We start from the raw sequence: 13,473 nt of genomic DNA, 5'->3' as shown, positions 1-13,473 counted from the left end.
GACCGAAGTCCGCGCCATGGGCGTCGCCTGGGTCGTCATGCAGTCAGGCTGCTTCCCATTCGATCAGATGGCTGATGTCGCTGCGTTCGGCCGGCTTGCGGCCGGCGCTGGCCAGATGATGCGCGGTGATCTGCTGCCTGGGATCAAGCGGCGACACCATTTCGATCACCCGGTCATATTCGGTGCTTGCGATATGCCAGCTTCCGGCTTCGCGCCTATACCGGTCGCGATAGATGGCGGTGCCCACCGTATGCAGCGCGTTTTCGACATCGATGAAGATGTCTTCCAGATACCATATGCCCTCGGCCTCATCGTCGCCGGTCAGGGTAATTTCGGGCATATGGCCATGATGCATCGCCATCACGCCCGAATGGAAACTGTTGGCCAGGAAGGCGAGCATATTGTCCCGGCCCGACAGCCGCGCGCGATAGGTGCCGCCGCGATAATCCACGCTGATATCGTCGGTGAACAGCGACGCCAGCAAGCCCATATCGGCGGTGTCGATACCCCGGAAATAACGATGTTTGAGCGTTCGGATATCCTCCATATCGCTGAGCTGCTGAAGCGTGTATGCCATGGGTTCCTCGCCGATTATAAAACGCAAATCTATTATATATCTTTCAAACATACCATATATGCGTATTATGTCACGGAAATATGATGCGCCTTGATCGGGCGGGGCATGGGAGAGGCTAAGCGTGGGACAGGCAAGGGTTGCGATCGTGACGGGCGGGACGCGCGGCATCGGCGCGGCGATCGTGCGGCGGTTGCTGGCGGACGGCTATCGGGTCGCGACCTGCGGACGCGCCCCGCCCGACGCGCCGATCGCGGTCGATGGGCGAGAGGCAGAGTTCGATGCCTGTGACATTCGCGAGCAGCCAGCCGTCCAGGCGTGGGTCGATGCCGTGGCGGCCCGTCATGGTCGGCTGGACCTGGTCGTCAACAATGCCGGCGGTTCGCCGCAGGCGGAGGCGGCGAACGCGAGCGCGCGCTTTTCCGAACGCATCCTGCAACTCAACCTGCTGGCCCCGCTGCATGTGTCGCAGGCCGCCTATCCACATTTGCGCGCGGAGCGGGGATCGATCGTCAATATTGCCAGTGTGTCGGCGGTGCGGCCATCTCCCGACACGGCCATCTATGGCGCAGCGAAGGCGGGGCTGGTCAGCCTGACGACCAGCCTGGCGCAGGAATGGGGGCCGGACGTGCGCGTCAACGCGATCATCGTCGGCCTCATTGAAACCGAACAGTCGGCTATGACTTATGGCAGCGACGCCGCGCAGCAACGGATCGCCGCCTCGCTGCCGCTCGGCCGCATGGGGCGGGGGCAGGATGTGGCCGACGCCGTCGTCTTCCTTGCCTCACCCGCGGCCGCTTATATCAGCGGCGCGCGGCTGGAGGTGCATGGCGGCGGCGAGCGGCCGCTATTCCTGGAAATCGTGAAGCAGGACGCCCGGCAGGGCTGACAGCAGGAGAGTAAGAATGTCGGTCGATCTGGAACAACTCGTAGCGCGCATCGCGGCGCTGGAAGATATGCAGGCCATCCGCCAGTTGAAGGCGCGCTATCTGCGGGCGTGCGATCTCAAGCTGGTGGATGGCGTGCGCGACGCCTTTCTGCCGGGCAAGGTGCGGATCGCCTATCAGAATTTTCCGGTCTTCACCGATCGCGAGGATTTCGTTAGCATCTTCGAGCAGATGGCCTGTCAGGGCGGCGTCTACGACATTCATCACGCCACCAATGCGGACATCAGCCTGATAAGCGATAGCGAAGCGCGCGGGCTATGGTCGTTGAACTTCCGCACCATCCTGCTGTCGACCCGGTCGGTCACGCGCCTCGCGGTGGAATATGAGGATGTCTATCGCAAGCGGGACGGGCGCTGGTGGATCGCGGAATCGGTCAGCCGGGTCACATCCTGCCTTTCGGAGGAAATCGGAGCCGATGGCGCATCGCGCTACATCCTATGGGGCGAAGTTCCGGCCCAGCCGGCCGATGCCGCCGCCTGATCTGTAAAGACAAGGAGAGACGAATGATCGATTATGGCCTTCAGGGCAAGGTGGCGCTGGTCACGGGTGCGGGCGGCGGCATTGGCCGCGCCGCCGCGCTGGCCTTTGCGCGGTCGGGCGCGTCAGTGCTGGTCAGCGACGTGAATGACGAGGGCGGCCGTGCAACGGTGGCCCTCATCGAGGCGCAGGGTGGCAAGGCCGCCTTCCAGCATTGCGATGTGAGCGACAGCGCGCAGGTGAAGGCGATGGTCGCCGCCGCGGTCCACCATTTCGGTCGCCTCGATTGCGCCTTCAACAACGCCGGCATCACCAATATCGCGGCGGACGAATATGACGAAGCCGTGTGGGGCCGGGCGATCGGCATCAATTTGACCGGCGTCATGCTATGTATGCGCGAAGAGGCGGAGGTCATGCTGACGCAGGGCGGCGGCGCGATCGTCAATACGGCTTCGATCAACGGCCTCGTCGGCAATCCCAGCCAGCCCGCCTATGTCGCGTCCAAACATGGTGTCGTCGGCCTGACCCGCCATGGCGCGCTGCGCTGGGCGAAGGCCGGCATTCGCGTCAATGCCGTATGTCCCGGCGTGATCGTCACGCCGATGACCGCGCCGCTGGTCGCCAAGGAGGATATGCGCCAGTTGCTGGATTCCATGACGCCCATGGGGCGGATGGGGCAGGCGGAGGAAGTGGCCGAGGCGGTCGTCTGGCTCTGTTCGGGCGCTGCCAGCTTCGTGACCGGGCATCCGATGGTCGTGGACGGCGGCGCGACCGCGGTCTGACGGGGCGAGGCGGGCTGCAACGCCCGCCTCCTCCATTCAATCCCGTCCGGCGAAGTCGAACTGGCTGGTGGGGATGACGTCGATCCGGCTGAAATCGATGAAGCCAGCGCAGCTTTCCATCATCGCGCTGAGATTTTGCGCGAATTTGGCCTCGTTGCCGACCGCATCGAAGAAAGCATGGGGATCTGTCATCGCCGCGTCCGAAAAACATTCCTCGACAAAGGCGTCATAGGCAGGCGCGTCGGGAGTCAGCGGCCGGACGATGATGTTCTGGACATATTCGAAATTCGCCTGCGTTTCGATCGCCACTCGCGTATGATGGCCGTGCCAATGGGCGATCGCTTCCGCCCGGTCCATGTCTGGCCGGAAGCTGATGAAGCTCGCCTGGCTCCAGCCCGCACAGGCCCGACCCGCTTCCGGTGGATACGCGCTGTTGGCGATGATGGTCGATTCCGCGACCAGCCATGCCGCGAAACGCCCGCTATGTGCGGCCAGCACGGCGTCGATCGCGCCGCGAAACCGCGCATTGGCGGAGGGTAGCCAGAATTGCACGATCGCATCCTGTTGCGGGGCCTGCCATTGCTGGACGAGCGCGGTCGCCGGTTCGACCCGCGCATCCCGGATATTGAGCCGGATGCCAAGGCCGCCTGCCGCCGCGAGCGCGCCGGGCAGATGCTCCACCAGATAGGCGCCATAGGCCGCGCGCGTTTCGCCCTCGGGGGCCCAGAGGGCGCAGATCAATTTTTCCATCGCATCGCTCCTCAGCCGAAATTCGCCTGGCCGCCATCCAGCGGGATGGTGGCGCCGGTCAGATAGGCAAGGTCGCTGCCGCACAACGCCACGATCGCACGGCCGATATCCTGCTCCAGCCGCCCGACCCGGCCCAGCGGGATTGTGCGGAAAAAGGCTTCGGCCTCCTCCGGGTTATGTTCCATCCACCCTTTGAGGCCGGGGGATTCAGCATGGGGGGCGATAGTGAGGACGCGGATATTGTCGCGCCCCCATTCCGATGCCGCCGCGCGGGTCAGCGCGCGTGTCGCCTGCTTGACCGCGCCATAGGCGCCGTAGGTCGCCATGTCCCAGCGGATGCCGGCCGACGAGGTGAAGTTGAAAATGGTGCCGCCGCCGCGCGCCACCATATGGGGACGCGCCAGCTTCATCAGCCGGAAGGAGGCCAGCGGTCCGGATTCAAATCCCGCCATGAAAGCATCGTCCGATACATCCACCAGTGGGCCGAGCGGCACCTCCTGCGCATTGTTGACGAGGATGTCGATGCCGCCAAGATCGCGTACCGCCAGATCCACCGCCGCGGCGAGATCGTCAGCGGACTTGACGTTGCAGGCGATCGGCAGCGCGCGCGCGCCGCGTTCCGCCACAAGCTGAGCCGTTTGCGCCAGCTTCTCCAGCGTCCGCCCGGCCAGGATGATATCGACGCCCTCGCTCGCCAGGGCAAGGGCGATGCCTTGACCGATCCCTTGCCCCGCTCCGGTAATCAGTGCAACCTTGCCTTGCAACATGCGCGCGCCTCGCCTCTCTTGGATTCATCGTAGTTTATATGGCTATATGATACGCAAATATTGACTTTATGGCAATATAAGTCGCTATATGCGCTAATTTTGTGGAGAGGGTGGTTTGTGGGCTGAATGCTTGCGACTTCCGATTCCACGCCCTGATGTGAGACGGACAGGCATGAGCAATTGGGACAAGCAAGTCGATATCCTCGTGGTGGGTTCGGGGGCTGGCGGAATGCTCTCCGCGCTCGTCGCCGCTGCCGACCGGGCGGACGTGCTGATCGTGGAAAAAGCGGCGCTGTGGGGCGGCACTTCCGCCACATCGGGCGCGGGCATCTGGATTCCGGGCAGCGATGTGGCGAAGGCGGCGGGTTTTGAGGATGATCTGGACGACGCCTTCACCTATGTCCGCGGCCTGTCCGCCGACAATGTGCCCGATGCCAATATCCGCGCCTATGTGGACAATGCCGCGCCGATGCTGCGCTGGTTGATGGCCAACACGCCGGTCCAATATATGGCTTTCCCCTATCCCGACTATCATGCCGAAAATCCGGGCGGATCGCCGACAGGCTATCGCACCCATCTGCCCATGCCGCTGGATGGCAAGCCCTTGGGCGCGGCGATCCGCACCCAGCGCTTTCCGTCGCCGGCCGCCAGCCTGTTCGGCTATCTCAACTGGCATTTCACCGAAACCTACCAATTGCTCTATCGCGCCAAGGGCTGGATGCAGAATCTGACTTTCAGCATGGCGCGCTACTGGCTCGACTGGCCCTTCCGGTTCACGTCACGCAAGGACCGGCGGCTGACGCTCGGCAACGCCCTGACCGGCGGCCTGCGCATGGCGCTCGACCGGCGGGGCGTGCCGCTCTGGCTCGACGCGCCGCTCAAGGAACTGGTGCGCGACGGCGATCGGATCGTTGGGGCGGTCATCCAGCGCGACGGCAAGCCCTATCGCATCGCCGTGCGCAAGGGGGTGGTGCTGGCCGCCGGCGGCTTCGACAAGAATCAGGCGATGCGGGAGACCAATGCGCCGCTCTATTCCATTGCGCAATATTCGGGCGGCGTCACCAGCAACACCGGCGACAGCATCGTCGCCGGCCAGGCGATCGGCGCGGACACGATGAATATGCAGTCGGCCTGGGCCGCGCCGGTCTTCTACGTGCCCGGCGAGGATAGAGGGCGGCTTTGCACGATCGAACGGGCGCTGCCGGGTTGCATCATGGTAAACCAGAAAGGCGATCGCTATCTCAACGAAGCGGCTTCCTATCATATTGTGGGCCAGCAGATGGCGCGGCGACAGGCGGCGCATGGCGACGCCGGGCCGAGCTGGATGGTGTTCGACCATCGCTATCGCCATCAATTCCCGATGGGGCCGCTCTATCCGCTTATCCCCGACTGGCTGCATCGCGGCGCGGTGCGTCGCATCCTCAAGAAGGGCGCGACGATCGAGGCATTGGCGGGGCAGATGGGCGTCGACCCCGCGGCCCTCGCGTCGACGGTCACGCGCTTCAACGACAATGCCGGCCGCGGCGAAGATCCCGATTTCCATCGCGGTGAGGCTGCCTATGACAAAATGTATGGCGATCCGCGCCAGGTGCCCAACCCCTGCCTGCGACCGATCGATCAGGGCCCCTTCTATGCCATCCCGATCTATCCGGGTGACATCGGCACCAATGGCGGCCTGCGCACCAATGCGACGGCGCAGGTGCTGGATGAGGCCGGCGCACCGATTGCGGGCCTCTATGCGGTTGGCAACAACGCGGCCTCCGCCATGGGCGAAAGCTATCCGGGGGCAGGCGTGACCATCGGCCCGGCCATGACCTTCGGTTACATCGCGGCCCGGCATATGACGGGCGGCAACAACTGACGAGGAAGGCCGGGGGGAAGATCTCTCCCGGCCATCAGGCGATCCAAAGCAAAGAAAGCCCCGCTTCCTGTCGGAAGCGGGGCATTTTACGCCGGGAGGGTGGCGTAGATCAGGCGATCAGAATTTGGCGCCGATGGTGACGCCATAGGTGCGCGGTTCGGCATAATAGCCGCCGGCAAAGCCCAGCTGCCCATAATCGATGCTGCGCACGAAATCCTTGGCATTGGTCAGGTTCTTGACCCAGAGCTTGACCTCGCCGGCCGCATTGCCCAGCGGAATGCCGTCGATGCCAATCTGGACGTCGACCAAGTCGATGGCATCGCCCTTGATCTGTTCATTGAAGGGCGACCCGATCGAGCTGCTGAAATTATATTTGCCGTCTTCGTGGGTATAGCCGATGCGCCCGCGGAGCGTGGCATTGCCCCAGTTGAGCGGAAATTGGGCATTCAGCGCCGCGTTTGCGGTTAGCGGCGACGTAAAGCCGGGTGTCACGACCGATGCGATATTGACCGGCGGTGCGCCGGGTGTCGGCGACTGACCGGCCAGGAATTCCTTATATTTGATGTCGATATAGCCGATGCTGCCGTCGAGCGAGAAATTATCGCTCAATATCGCCTGGGTTTCGACCTCGACGCCATTATAGACGACCTTGCCGGCATTGATGATCCGGGTGGCGAAGGTGCCCACCGGTGCATTGGTCACCGGGCCTAGGACGGCCAGATCGTCATAGATATTATGATAGGCAGCGACGTTGAAGCGAAGGCGGCGGTCGAACAATTCGCTCTTCAATCCGATTTCGTAGGATGTCACCTTTTCCGGCTTGAAGCTGCCAAGCTGGTTGGTGCCGGTGATCGCCGGGTCTTGCGAATTGAAGCCGCCCGAACGATAGCCGGTGGCGGCGCGGGCGTAGAGATTGATACCGTCGGCCACGTCATAGCCCGCCATCAGGTTCCAGGTGAACTTGCTGAATTTGGCATCGCCCGCTTCCGGCACCGCCAGCGGCGCTGCACCATTCTGGACGCGCAACATGCGCTTGGCGTCCCAGGTGTAGCGGCCGCCGGCGGTCAGGCGCAGGCCGCTGTCCCGTCCACCCGGATAGAAAGTGAACTGACCATAGACGGCCGTGCTTTCCGCCGATGTGGTATAGGCCAGGCGCGCGCGGGTCTGCACCATGCGGTAGCGCGCCGGGTTGGCGGCGGCGAAGGCCGGCCCCAATGGCCCGAAATTGGCAAGGAAGATGCTGTTTGTGTCGAGGATGAAGCCGCTATTCTGGAAACCGTCTTCTGACCCCTTCTCCCAGAAGTAGAAACCGCCCACGACCCAGTCGAGCGTGCTTGTGTCGCCGGAAATCTCGATTTCCTGGCTGAACTGCTTGTGCCGGCGATGATTGTCGATGTCGAACAGGTCTTGCGTAATGCTCGGCACGGCGGCGGCGGCGATGAAAGGCCGGGCTGCGGCCGGGATCGACGGGATGAACTGCAGCAGCGACGCAGGCATCCCGTTGAACAGAGTTGCGTTGGAGAAAGCCGGACCGCTGAACGCGCCGATGCCGTCCAGATCGGTCAGCGTGTCGCTGTTCCAGAAGCGATAGCCGGTGGTCGATTTGACCTTGAAGGCATCGAAATCGTTCTGGACCTGCAGATTATGGCCCCAACTCTTGTCGAGCGCATGGCTGAGGACGTTGTTGCACACTTCATGCCGGTAAGTGCGCGAAGGCGCTGCCAGCGCTGCGCAGGCCGGATTGGCGAATGTCGCGCCCGCCAGATATTGGGCGACTGGCGCCTGCTGCGTCTGCACCACCGGCTGACCGTTGACGATGACTGGCGGGCGAGCCGCGCCGTTCGACACATTGGTCAGGATGAAGGGGAGGGGTGTGCCGCTGATCCGGCTCCAGTCGAACATATATTGGATGCTGCCGGTGCCGCCCAGGTCGATGCGAGCCGCGGCCCGGATCGCGTCCGACTTGCGGGCGCCGGGATCTTTGGAATCGCTGGGCTGCAGGATATTGTCGACCAGCCCGTCGCGCTCGCTATGGCTGTAGGCGAAGCTGGTCGAGATGCCGGCGATTGCACCCGGATCGACTACGATCTTGCCGTTCCACGCATTGAAATTGCCATAGCCCGCTTCCGCCTTCAGCCGGAAGGTCGAGGACGGCGCGCGGGAGATGAAATGGATCGCGCCGCCGGTGGTGTTGCGGCCGAACAGCGTGCCCTGCGGACCGCGCAGCACTTCCACCCGCTCGACATCCATGACGGACAGGCCCATGGCGCCGCCGCGTGCAATATAGACGCCATCGACATAAAGGCCGTTGGCCGCATCCACGCCGAAGCTCTCGCTGCCGCCGTTGGAGATGCCGCGCATGGAAAAGACCGCGGCGCTGTTGCTGACCGTGCCCTGGGTGATGACGACGTTCGGGGCAAGGCCGCTCAGGTCGCGCGAATCCTTGATGCCCAGTTGCTCGATCTTCTCCGCGCCGATGGCGCTGATCGCGATCGGCACATCCTGCAGATTCTGCGCGCGCTTCTGTGCCGTCACCACGATCTCGTCGAGACCGGGGGCTGATGGTTCGGCGGCACTCTGTGCGATCGCCTGACCCGCGATCGCCAGGCTGCTCGCGCCGAGCAACAGTTGAAGCGCCGCATGTGCGTAGCCTTTGGGCATCCCATATCTCCCCATCACTTGTTTTCTTAGCCTAGAAATGAACATATGCGTAATTGATGTCAATATAAATTACGCAAAAATGATATTGAGCGACGCTGGATCGCGCGTATCGGCATAATATGAGGCCAAAAATTCCGCTTTCTGCCCTTATCCAGATCCTTTAGGCCGGCATGTAAAGTTGGGCCGCCTTGCCGCCGTCCACCGGCAGCGCGGTGCCGGTGATATAGCTCGCCGCATCGGACAGCATGAACGCGATCGCCTGCGCCAATTCCTCGGGCTGGCCGCCGCGCCGCATCGGAATGGCCTCGGTCGTTCGCGTCGCGACTTCGGGCGCGCGCGCGGTGAACGCCTCGGTGCCTGCGGTCTGCACCTGACCGGGAATGATGGCGTTGACGCGGATTCCCAACGGCGCGCCTTCCATCGCGGCAACGGCCGTGAAATGGATCAGCGCCGCTTTGGACGCCGAATAGCTCGCCATGTTGACGGTGGCGCGGATGCCGCAGGTGGAGGCGATGTTGACGATCGCGCCCTTGCCCGTCGTCGCCATCACCTGCATCGCTGCCTTGGTGCTGACGAAGACGGCATCGGCGTTGACCGCGAAGTCCTTGCGCCAATGGTCCAGCGTCAATCGGCTGATAGGCGCATAATGGGTCGACATCGCGTTATTCACCAGCATGTCGAGCCGGCCATGGCGCGCGGCTACCATCTCGATCATCGCGGTGAGGGCGACATTATCGGTGACGTCGAGCCGAATCGCTTCGATCTGCCCCCCCTCCGCGTCGATCTGGCTACGCGCGCGATCAAGTAACTCTTGCCGTCGCCCGCAAATCACTACCTGTGCGCCGCGCCGCGCCAACAGTGCGGCCGTCGCCAGGCCGATGCCATCGCTGCCGCCGGTGATGACGGCAATGCGCCCTTTAAAATCATCGGTCATTCGCCATCACCTCTCCATGTGTCGAAGGTCGCCTTGCGCATTTGCGTTTCAGGACGACGTCTCAACGGCGATATGTGAGCATAATGCGGAATTTGTAAATCATAAAAATACGAATATAGCGCCTGAGTGCGTGTCGAATAACTATCAATACGCCCAGAAAATCGTATGTATATGCGGAAATTCGGCGATCGCGCGGGCAATCTGTCAAATCTGGATATGCGTAAGAATATAATTGTTGAATTACGCGAATAGAGGGATAGAGTTGGGTCAGGACAAAAACGACGAATCGAGGGAAGTGGGATGCCGGACAGCAAGGTGGCCCTGGTCACCGGAGCCAGTCGGGGAGCAGGCCGTGGCATCGCGGTCGGTTTCGGCGAATTGGGCTATACCGTCTATGTGACCGGCCGCACGATGCATGTCGGGAATGCGCGGGGCTGGGACGGATCCGTGCTGCCTGGCACCGTGGCGGAAACTGCGGCGGCGGTCGATGCGGCCGGCGGCCGGGGCATTCCGCTGGTCTGCGACCATGGCGACGATGCCCAGGTCGCAGGGCTGTTCGACCGGATTGCGGCGGAAGCGGGGCGGCTCGACATATTGGTGAACAACGCGACCTTCATCCACGACCAACTGATCGAGAAAAAGCCCTTTTGGGAAAAGGATCTGGACGCGGTTCGCATCCTCGATGTCGGTCTTCGCTCCGCCTATGTGGCAAGCTGGCACGCGGCGCGGCTGATGGTGCCGCAGGGGCGCGGCGTGATCGCCTTTGGTTCGTCCTTTGGCGGCAGTTGCTACATGCACGGCCCGGCCTATGGCGCGCAAAAGGCGGGCGTGGACAAATTCGCCCATGACATGGAGCATGATCTGCGCGGAACCGGCGTGATCGCGGTGTCGATCTGGATGGGGCCACTGGTTACCGAACGGTCGCTGATCGCGCGCGACACCAATCCCGAACAATATGCCGACTTCATCGAAAGTGCGGAAAATCCGCAATTCACCGCGCATATCATCGACGCGATCGACTGCGCGCCGGATCGGGAGGCCTTGTCCGGCCAGACATTGATCGGCGCGGAAATCGGGCGCCAACTGGGCGTGCAGGATCGCGGCAACGACCGCCCTTCCTATCGCGAGATGCTGGGCAGTCCCCGGCCCAAAAACCCTGCAGCCGTTTACTGATCCGGGAACGCCATGAGCAAGATCGACCCCATTTTCGCGGCAGTCACCGCATCCGGCACCCCGTTCGAGATCGCCGAACAGGACGGACTGCGCTTTTTTGCCCACGCGCCGTCCGATCTCAACCAGCTCATCGAAAAGGCGCGCGGCTTTGGCGACCGGCCCTGTATCGTCGACTTTGACGAGGCGGGCAGGGAACGCCGGCTGAGTTTCGCGGACATCTTCGCCTGGCGCGACCGGCTGGCGGGGCATCTGGACATCCGGCGCGGCGACCGCGTCGCCATTGCCATGCGCAACCGGGCGGAATGGATCGTGGCGTTTCTTGCCGTCATCCGGCTGGGCGGGGTTGCGGTTCTGCTCAACAGCCGCGGCTCGGCGGCGGAAGCGCGCGCGATGGTGGACGAAGTGACGCCGGCCCTCGTGCTGGCCGATAGCGAACGCGCCGCCGCGCTGCGTGACGCGGGCTATCAGGGCCGTCTGCTGGACCTGATCGCGCCGCTCGCGGCTGCGGACGTCCCCTTCGTAGACGGCATGACCGCTGACCATGACGATCCCTGCGCCATTCTCTTCACCTCCGGCACCACCGGGCGTGTCAAGGGCGCGGTGCTATCGCATCGCAGCCTGATCACGGGCCTGCTGGGCACCCAGCTTACCGGCACGATGGTGCTGCACAATATGGCGCGCGACCATGGCCTGTCGGTGGAGGCGCTGACGGCGCAGATGCCGCCGCAGGCGAGCCTGCTCGTCTCGCCGCTCTTCCATATTTCCGGGCTGGGCGCCGGCTTCCTCGCGCCCTTCCTGTCGGGCGGCAAGATCGTCATCATGCGCCGCTGGAATGCGGAGGAAGCCGTCGCCCTGATCGCCCGCGAACGGGTGACGCAACTGGCCACCGTGCCGACCATGTTGTGGGACATGGTCAATCGCGCGCGGCTGACCGATGCGGATCTCAGCTCTGTGCGCAATATCGGGTCGGGCGGGCAGGCGCTGCCCCTCAACCTGCTGGAGGAGGTGCGGGCGCTCTGCCCCCATGCGCTGATGGGCGTGGGCTATGGCATGACCGAAACGTCGGGCGCGATCGCCCAGGCGGTGGGCGCGGATTTCCTGCGCGCGCGCGCTTCGGCTGGCCGGGTGCTGCCGCTGGTCGATCTGCGGATCGAAGGGGCGGACGGCGCAATCTGCGGTCCCCATGCAACCGGCGAGATCGTGGTGCGCAGCGCCATGGTCATGCGCGGCTACTGGAACCGGCCGGACGATACCGCCAAGAGCTTTACGCCCGACGGCTGGTTGCGCACCGGCGACATCGGCTATCAGGATGAGGATGGCTATATCTTCATCGTTGACCGGGCGAAGGATATGGTCATCTCCGGCGGCGAAAATATCTACTGCGCCGAAGTCGAGCGGGTGCTGAGCGAAATGCCGCAAATCACCGAATGCGCGACCTTCGGCATTGCGGATGATCGCCTGGGCGAGGCGCTGGTCGCCGTCGTGCAGGCCGATGGCCTGGACGAACGCGCCATCATCGATTGGGTCGCCGGGCGGCTCGCGCCCTACAAAGCGCCCGCCCATGTCGCCTTTTCGCGCGCACCCCTGCCGCGCAACCATGCCGAAAAAATCGACAAGATCGCGCTTCGGGCGCTGTGGCCGCAACTGGTCGCGAACTATTGAACAGGAGAGTTTCCATGGGGTTTCCCAAGGATATCAAGATCATTGACTGCATGTTGGGCATACCGGAGGCCGAGGACCGTTCCGCATGGTTCGCCCCCTTCCGCCCGCTGATCAAGGATCAGCAGACGCTCCAGCAATTCGCCATGCCAGCGCAATATATGTTCAAGGACATTCCGCAGACCGGCAAGACCGACGATTTTGTCTCCTGGACCGTCGAGCAGATGGACCGGCACAATATCGACAAGGCGCTGGTCGGCTGGAACGACAATGCGACGTCCTATCGCGCCAAGGAGATGTTCGGCGACCGCTTCTTCTTCGACCTGCCCTGCGACCCCAATAACGGGATGGAGGAAATACGCCGCATCAAGCGCATTCATGGCGAGGTCGGCCTGTCCGCGATCAGCATCTTCCCGGCCGGCACGTTGCCGCAGGTGGCGATCAACCATAAATATATGTTCCCGCTCTACGCTTGTGCTGCGGAACTGGGCCTGCCGGTTCTGCTCAATGCCGGCATCCCCGGTCCGCGCATCCCGATGGAAACGCAGAAGGTCGAGCATCTGGACGAAGTCTGCTGGTTTTTCCCCGACCTTAAAGTCGTCATGCGCCACGGCGCTGAGCCGTGGGAGGCGCTGGCGGTCAAGTTGATGCTGAAATGGCCCAACCTTTATTATTCGACCAGCGCCTTCGCACCCAAACATTATCCCAAGGCGATCATCGACTACGCCAATACGCGCGGCGCTGACAAGATCATCTATGCCGGCTATTTTCCGATGGGTCTCAGCCTGGACCGTATCTTCAGCGATATGGAAAATGTCCCGTTCAAGGACGATGTCTGGCCCAAATTCCTGCGTGAAAACGCGCGCAAGGTCTTCGACCTGCAATGAT

The 13,473-nt window shown here is 63.0% G+C and carries 12 protein-coding genes; 7 read left to right on the top strand and 5 right to left on the bottom strand.

What is annotated here, in order from left to right; translation table 11 throughout:
* Positions 1-43: 43 nt before the first annotated feature.
* Positions 44-577 carry a nuclear transport factor 2 family protein gene (locus tag SBA_RS20600; RefSeq protein ID WP_261936802.1) on the bottom strand — a complete coding sequence of 178 codons (534 nt, stop codon included), beginning with the start codon at positions 575-577 and terminating at the stop codon, positions 44-46.
* A 121-nt stretch (positions 578-698) separates the two neighbouring features.
* On the opposite strand from SBA_RS20600, the gene SBA_RS20595 reads away from it, so the two are divergent.
* The 3 genes from SBA_RS20595 to SBA_RS20585 are packed head-to-tail and all read left to right on the top strand — an operon-like array spanning position 699 to position 2,780.
* Positions 699-1,463, top strand: coding sequence for an SDR family oxidoreductase (locus tag SBA_RS20595; protein WP_261936801.1), 765 nt, complete (start codon positions 699-701; stop codon positions 1,461-1,463).
* Positions 1,464-1,479: 16 nt separating this feature from the next.
* Positions 1,480-2,001 carry a nuclear transport factor 2 family protein gene (locus SBA_RS20590; RefSeq protein WP_261936800.1) on the top strand — a complete coding sequence of 174 codons (522 nt, stop codon included), beginning with the start codon at positions 1,480-1,482 and terminating at the stop codon, positions 1,999-2,001.
* A 23-nt stretch (positions 2,002-2,024) separates the two neighbouring features.
* Positions 2,025-2,780 carry a glucose 1-dehydrogenase gene (locus tag SBA_RS20585; RefSeq protein ID WP_224549054.1) on the top strand — a complete coding sequence of 252 codons (756 nt, stop codon included), beginning with the start codon at positions 2,025-2,027 and terminating at the stop codon, positions 2,778-2,780.
* 36 nt (positions 2,781-2,816) lie between these two features.
* Here SBA_RS20585 and SBA_RS20580 read toward each other — a convergent pair whose 3' ends face one another.
* Together SBA_RS20580 and SBA_RS20575 are read right to left on the bottom strand one after the other, a co-directional pair.
* Positions 2,817-3,530 carry an EthD domain-containing protein gene (locus SBA_RS20580; RefSeq protein ID WP_261936799.1) on the bottom strand — a complete coding sequence of 238 codons (714 nt, stop codon included), beginning with the start codon at positions 3,528-3,530 and terminating at the stop codon, positions 2,817-2,819.
* A gap of 11 nt (positions 3,531-3,541) precedes the next feature.
* The gene (locus tag SBA_RS20575) at positions 3,542-4,297 is read right to left on the bottom strand and encodes an SDR family NAD(P)-dependent oxidoreductase (protein ID WP_261936798.1); all 756 of its coding nucleotides are present in this window, start codon (positions 4,295-4,297) and stop codon (positions 3,542-3,544) included.
* Positions 4,298-4,469: 172 nt separating this feature from the next.
* Here SBA_RS20575 and SBA_RS20570 point away from each other — a divergent pair, with 172 nt between their 5' ends.
* Positions 4,470-6,158: an FAD-binding protein gene (locus tag SBA_RS20570; RefSeq protein WP_261936797.1), complete on the top strand. Its 1,689-nt coding sequence runs from the start codon at positions 4,470-4,472 to the stop codon at positions 6,156-6,158.
* 117 nt (positions 6,159-6,275) lie between these two features.
* Here the strand turns inward: SBA_RS20570 and SBA_RS20565 are convergent, their stop codons facing one another.
* Both SBA_RS20565 and SBA_RS20560 read right to left on the bottom strand, forming a co-directional pair.
* Complete coding sequence (locus tag SBA_RS20565) at positions 6,276-8,819, bottom strand: TonB-dependent receptor (protein WP_261937478.1); 2,544 nt, start codon at positions 8,817-8,819, stop codon at positions 6,276-6,278.
* 160 nt (positions 8,820-8,979) lie between these two features.
* Positions 8,980-9,753, bottom strand: a complete 774-nt coding sequence (locus SBA_RS20560) for an SDR family NAD(P)-dependent oxidoreductase (RefSeq protein WP_261937477.1) — start codon at positions 9,751-9,753, stop codon at positions 8,980-8,982.
* A gap of 300 nt (positions 9,754-10,053) precedes the next feature.
* Between SBA_RS20560 and SBA_RS20555 the strand changes: the two genes are divergently transcribed.
* From SBA_RS20555 to SBA_RS20545, 3 genes are read left to right on the top strand one after another with little or no spacing between them, the layout of a single operon-like run.
* Positions 10,054-10,926 carry an SDR family NAD(P)-dependent oxidoreductase gene (locus SBA_RS20555; protein WP_224549041.1) on the top strand — a complete coding sequence of 291 codons (873 nt, stop codon included), beginning with the start codon at positions 10,054-10,056 and terminating at the stop codon, positions 10,924-10,926.
* Between the two features lie 12 nt (positions 10,927-10,938).
* Positions 10,939-12,588, top strand: a complete 1,650-nt coding sequence (locus tag SBA_RS20550; RefSeq protein ID WP_224549039.1) for a class I adenylate-forming enzyme family protein — start codon at positions 10,939-10,941, stop codon at positions 12,586-12,588.
* Positions 12,589-12,602: 14 nt separating this feature from the next.
* On the top strand, positions 12,603-13,472 hold the full coding sequence (locus SBA_RS20545) for an amidohydrolase family protein (RefSeq protein WP_224549036.1): 870 nt from the start codon (positions 12,603-12,605) through the stop codon (positions 13,470-13,472).
* Position 13,473 lies beyond the last annotated feature (1 nt).

Source organism: Sphingomonas bisphenolicum, from assembly GCF_024349785.1.
Lineage (GTDB): Bacteria > Pseudomonadota > Alphaproteobacteria > Sphingomonadales > Sphingomonadaceae > Sphingobium > Sphingobium bisphenolicum.
The sequence above is the reverse complement of the archived record's forward strand: the minus strand, read 5'-3'. Positions and strand labels throughout refer to the sequence as shown.

Coding starts and splice junctions, on each gene's coding strand:
- SBA_RS20600 (WP_261936802.1), bottom strand. CDS start 577: ATGGCATACACGCTTCAGCAGCTCAGCGATATGGAGGATATCCGAACG.
- SBA_RS20590 (WP_261936800.1), top strand. CDS start 1,480: ATGTCGGTCGATCTGGAACAACTCGTAGCGCGCATCGCGGCGCTGGAA.
- SBA_RS20585 (WP_224549054.1), top strand. CDS start 2,025: ATGATCGATTATGGCCTTCAGGGCAAGGTGGCGCTGGTCACGGGTGCG.
- SBA_RS20580 (WP_261936799.1), bottom strand. CDS start 3,530: ATGGAAAAATTGATCTGCGCCCTCTGGGCCCCCGAGGGCGAAACGCGC.
- SBA_RS20575 (WP_261936798.1), bottom strand. CDS start 4,297: ATGTTGCAAGGCAAGGTTGCACTGATTACCGGAGCGGGGCAAGGGATC.
- SBA_RS20570 (WP_261936797.1), top strand. CDS start 4,470: ATGAGCAATTGGGACAAGCAAGTCGATATCCTCGTGGTGGGTTCGGGG.
- SBA_RS20565 (WP_261937478.1), bottom strand. CDS start 8,819: ATGCCCAAAGGCTACGCACATGCGGCGCTTCAACTGTTGCTCGGCGCG.
- SBA_RS20560 (WP_261937477.1), bottom strand. CDS start 9,753: ATGACCGATGATTTTAAAGGGCGCATTGCCGTCATCACCGGCGGCAGC.
- SBA_RS20555 (WP_224549041.1), top strand. CDS start 10,054: ATGCCGGACAGCAAGGTGGCCCTGGTCACCGGAGCCAGTCGGGGAGCA.
- SBA_RS20550 (WP_224549039.1), top strand. CDS start 10,939: ATGAGCAAGATCGACCCCATTTTCGCGGCAGTCACCGCATCCGGCACC.
- SBA_RS20545 (WP_224549036.1), top strand. CDS start 12,603: ATGGGGTTTCCCAAGGATATCAAGATCATTGACTGCATGTTGGGCATA.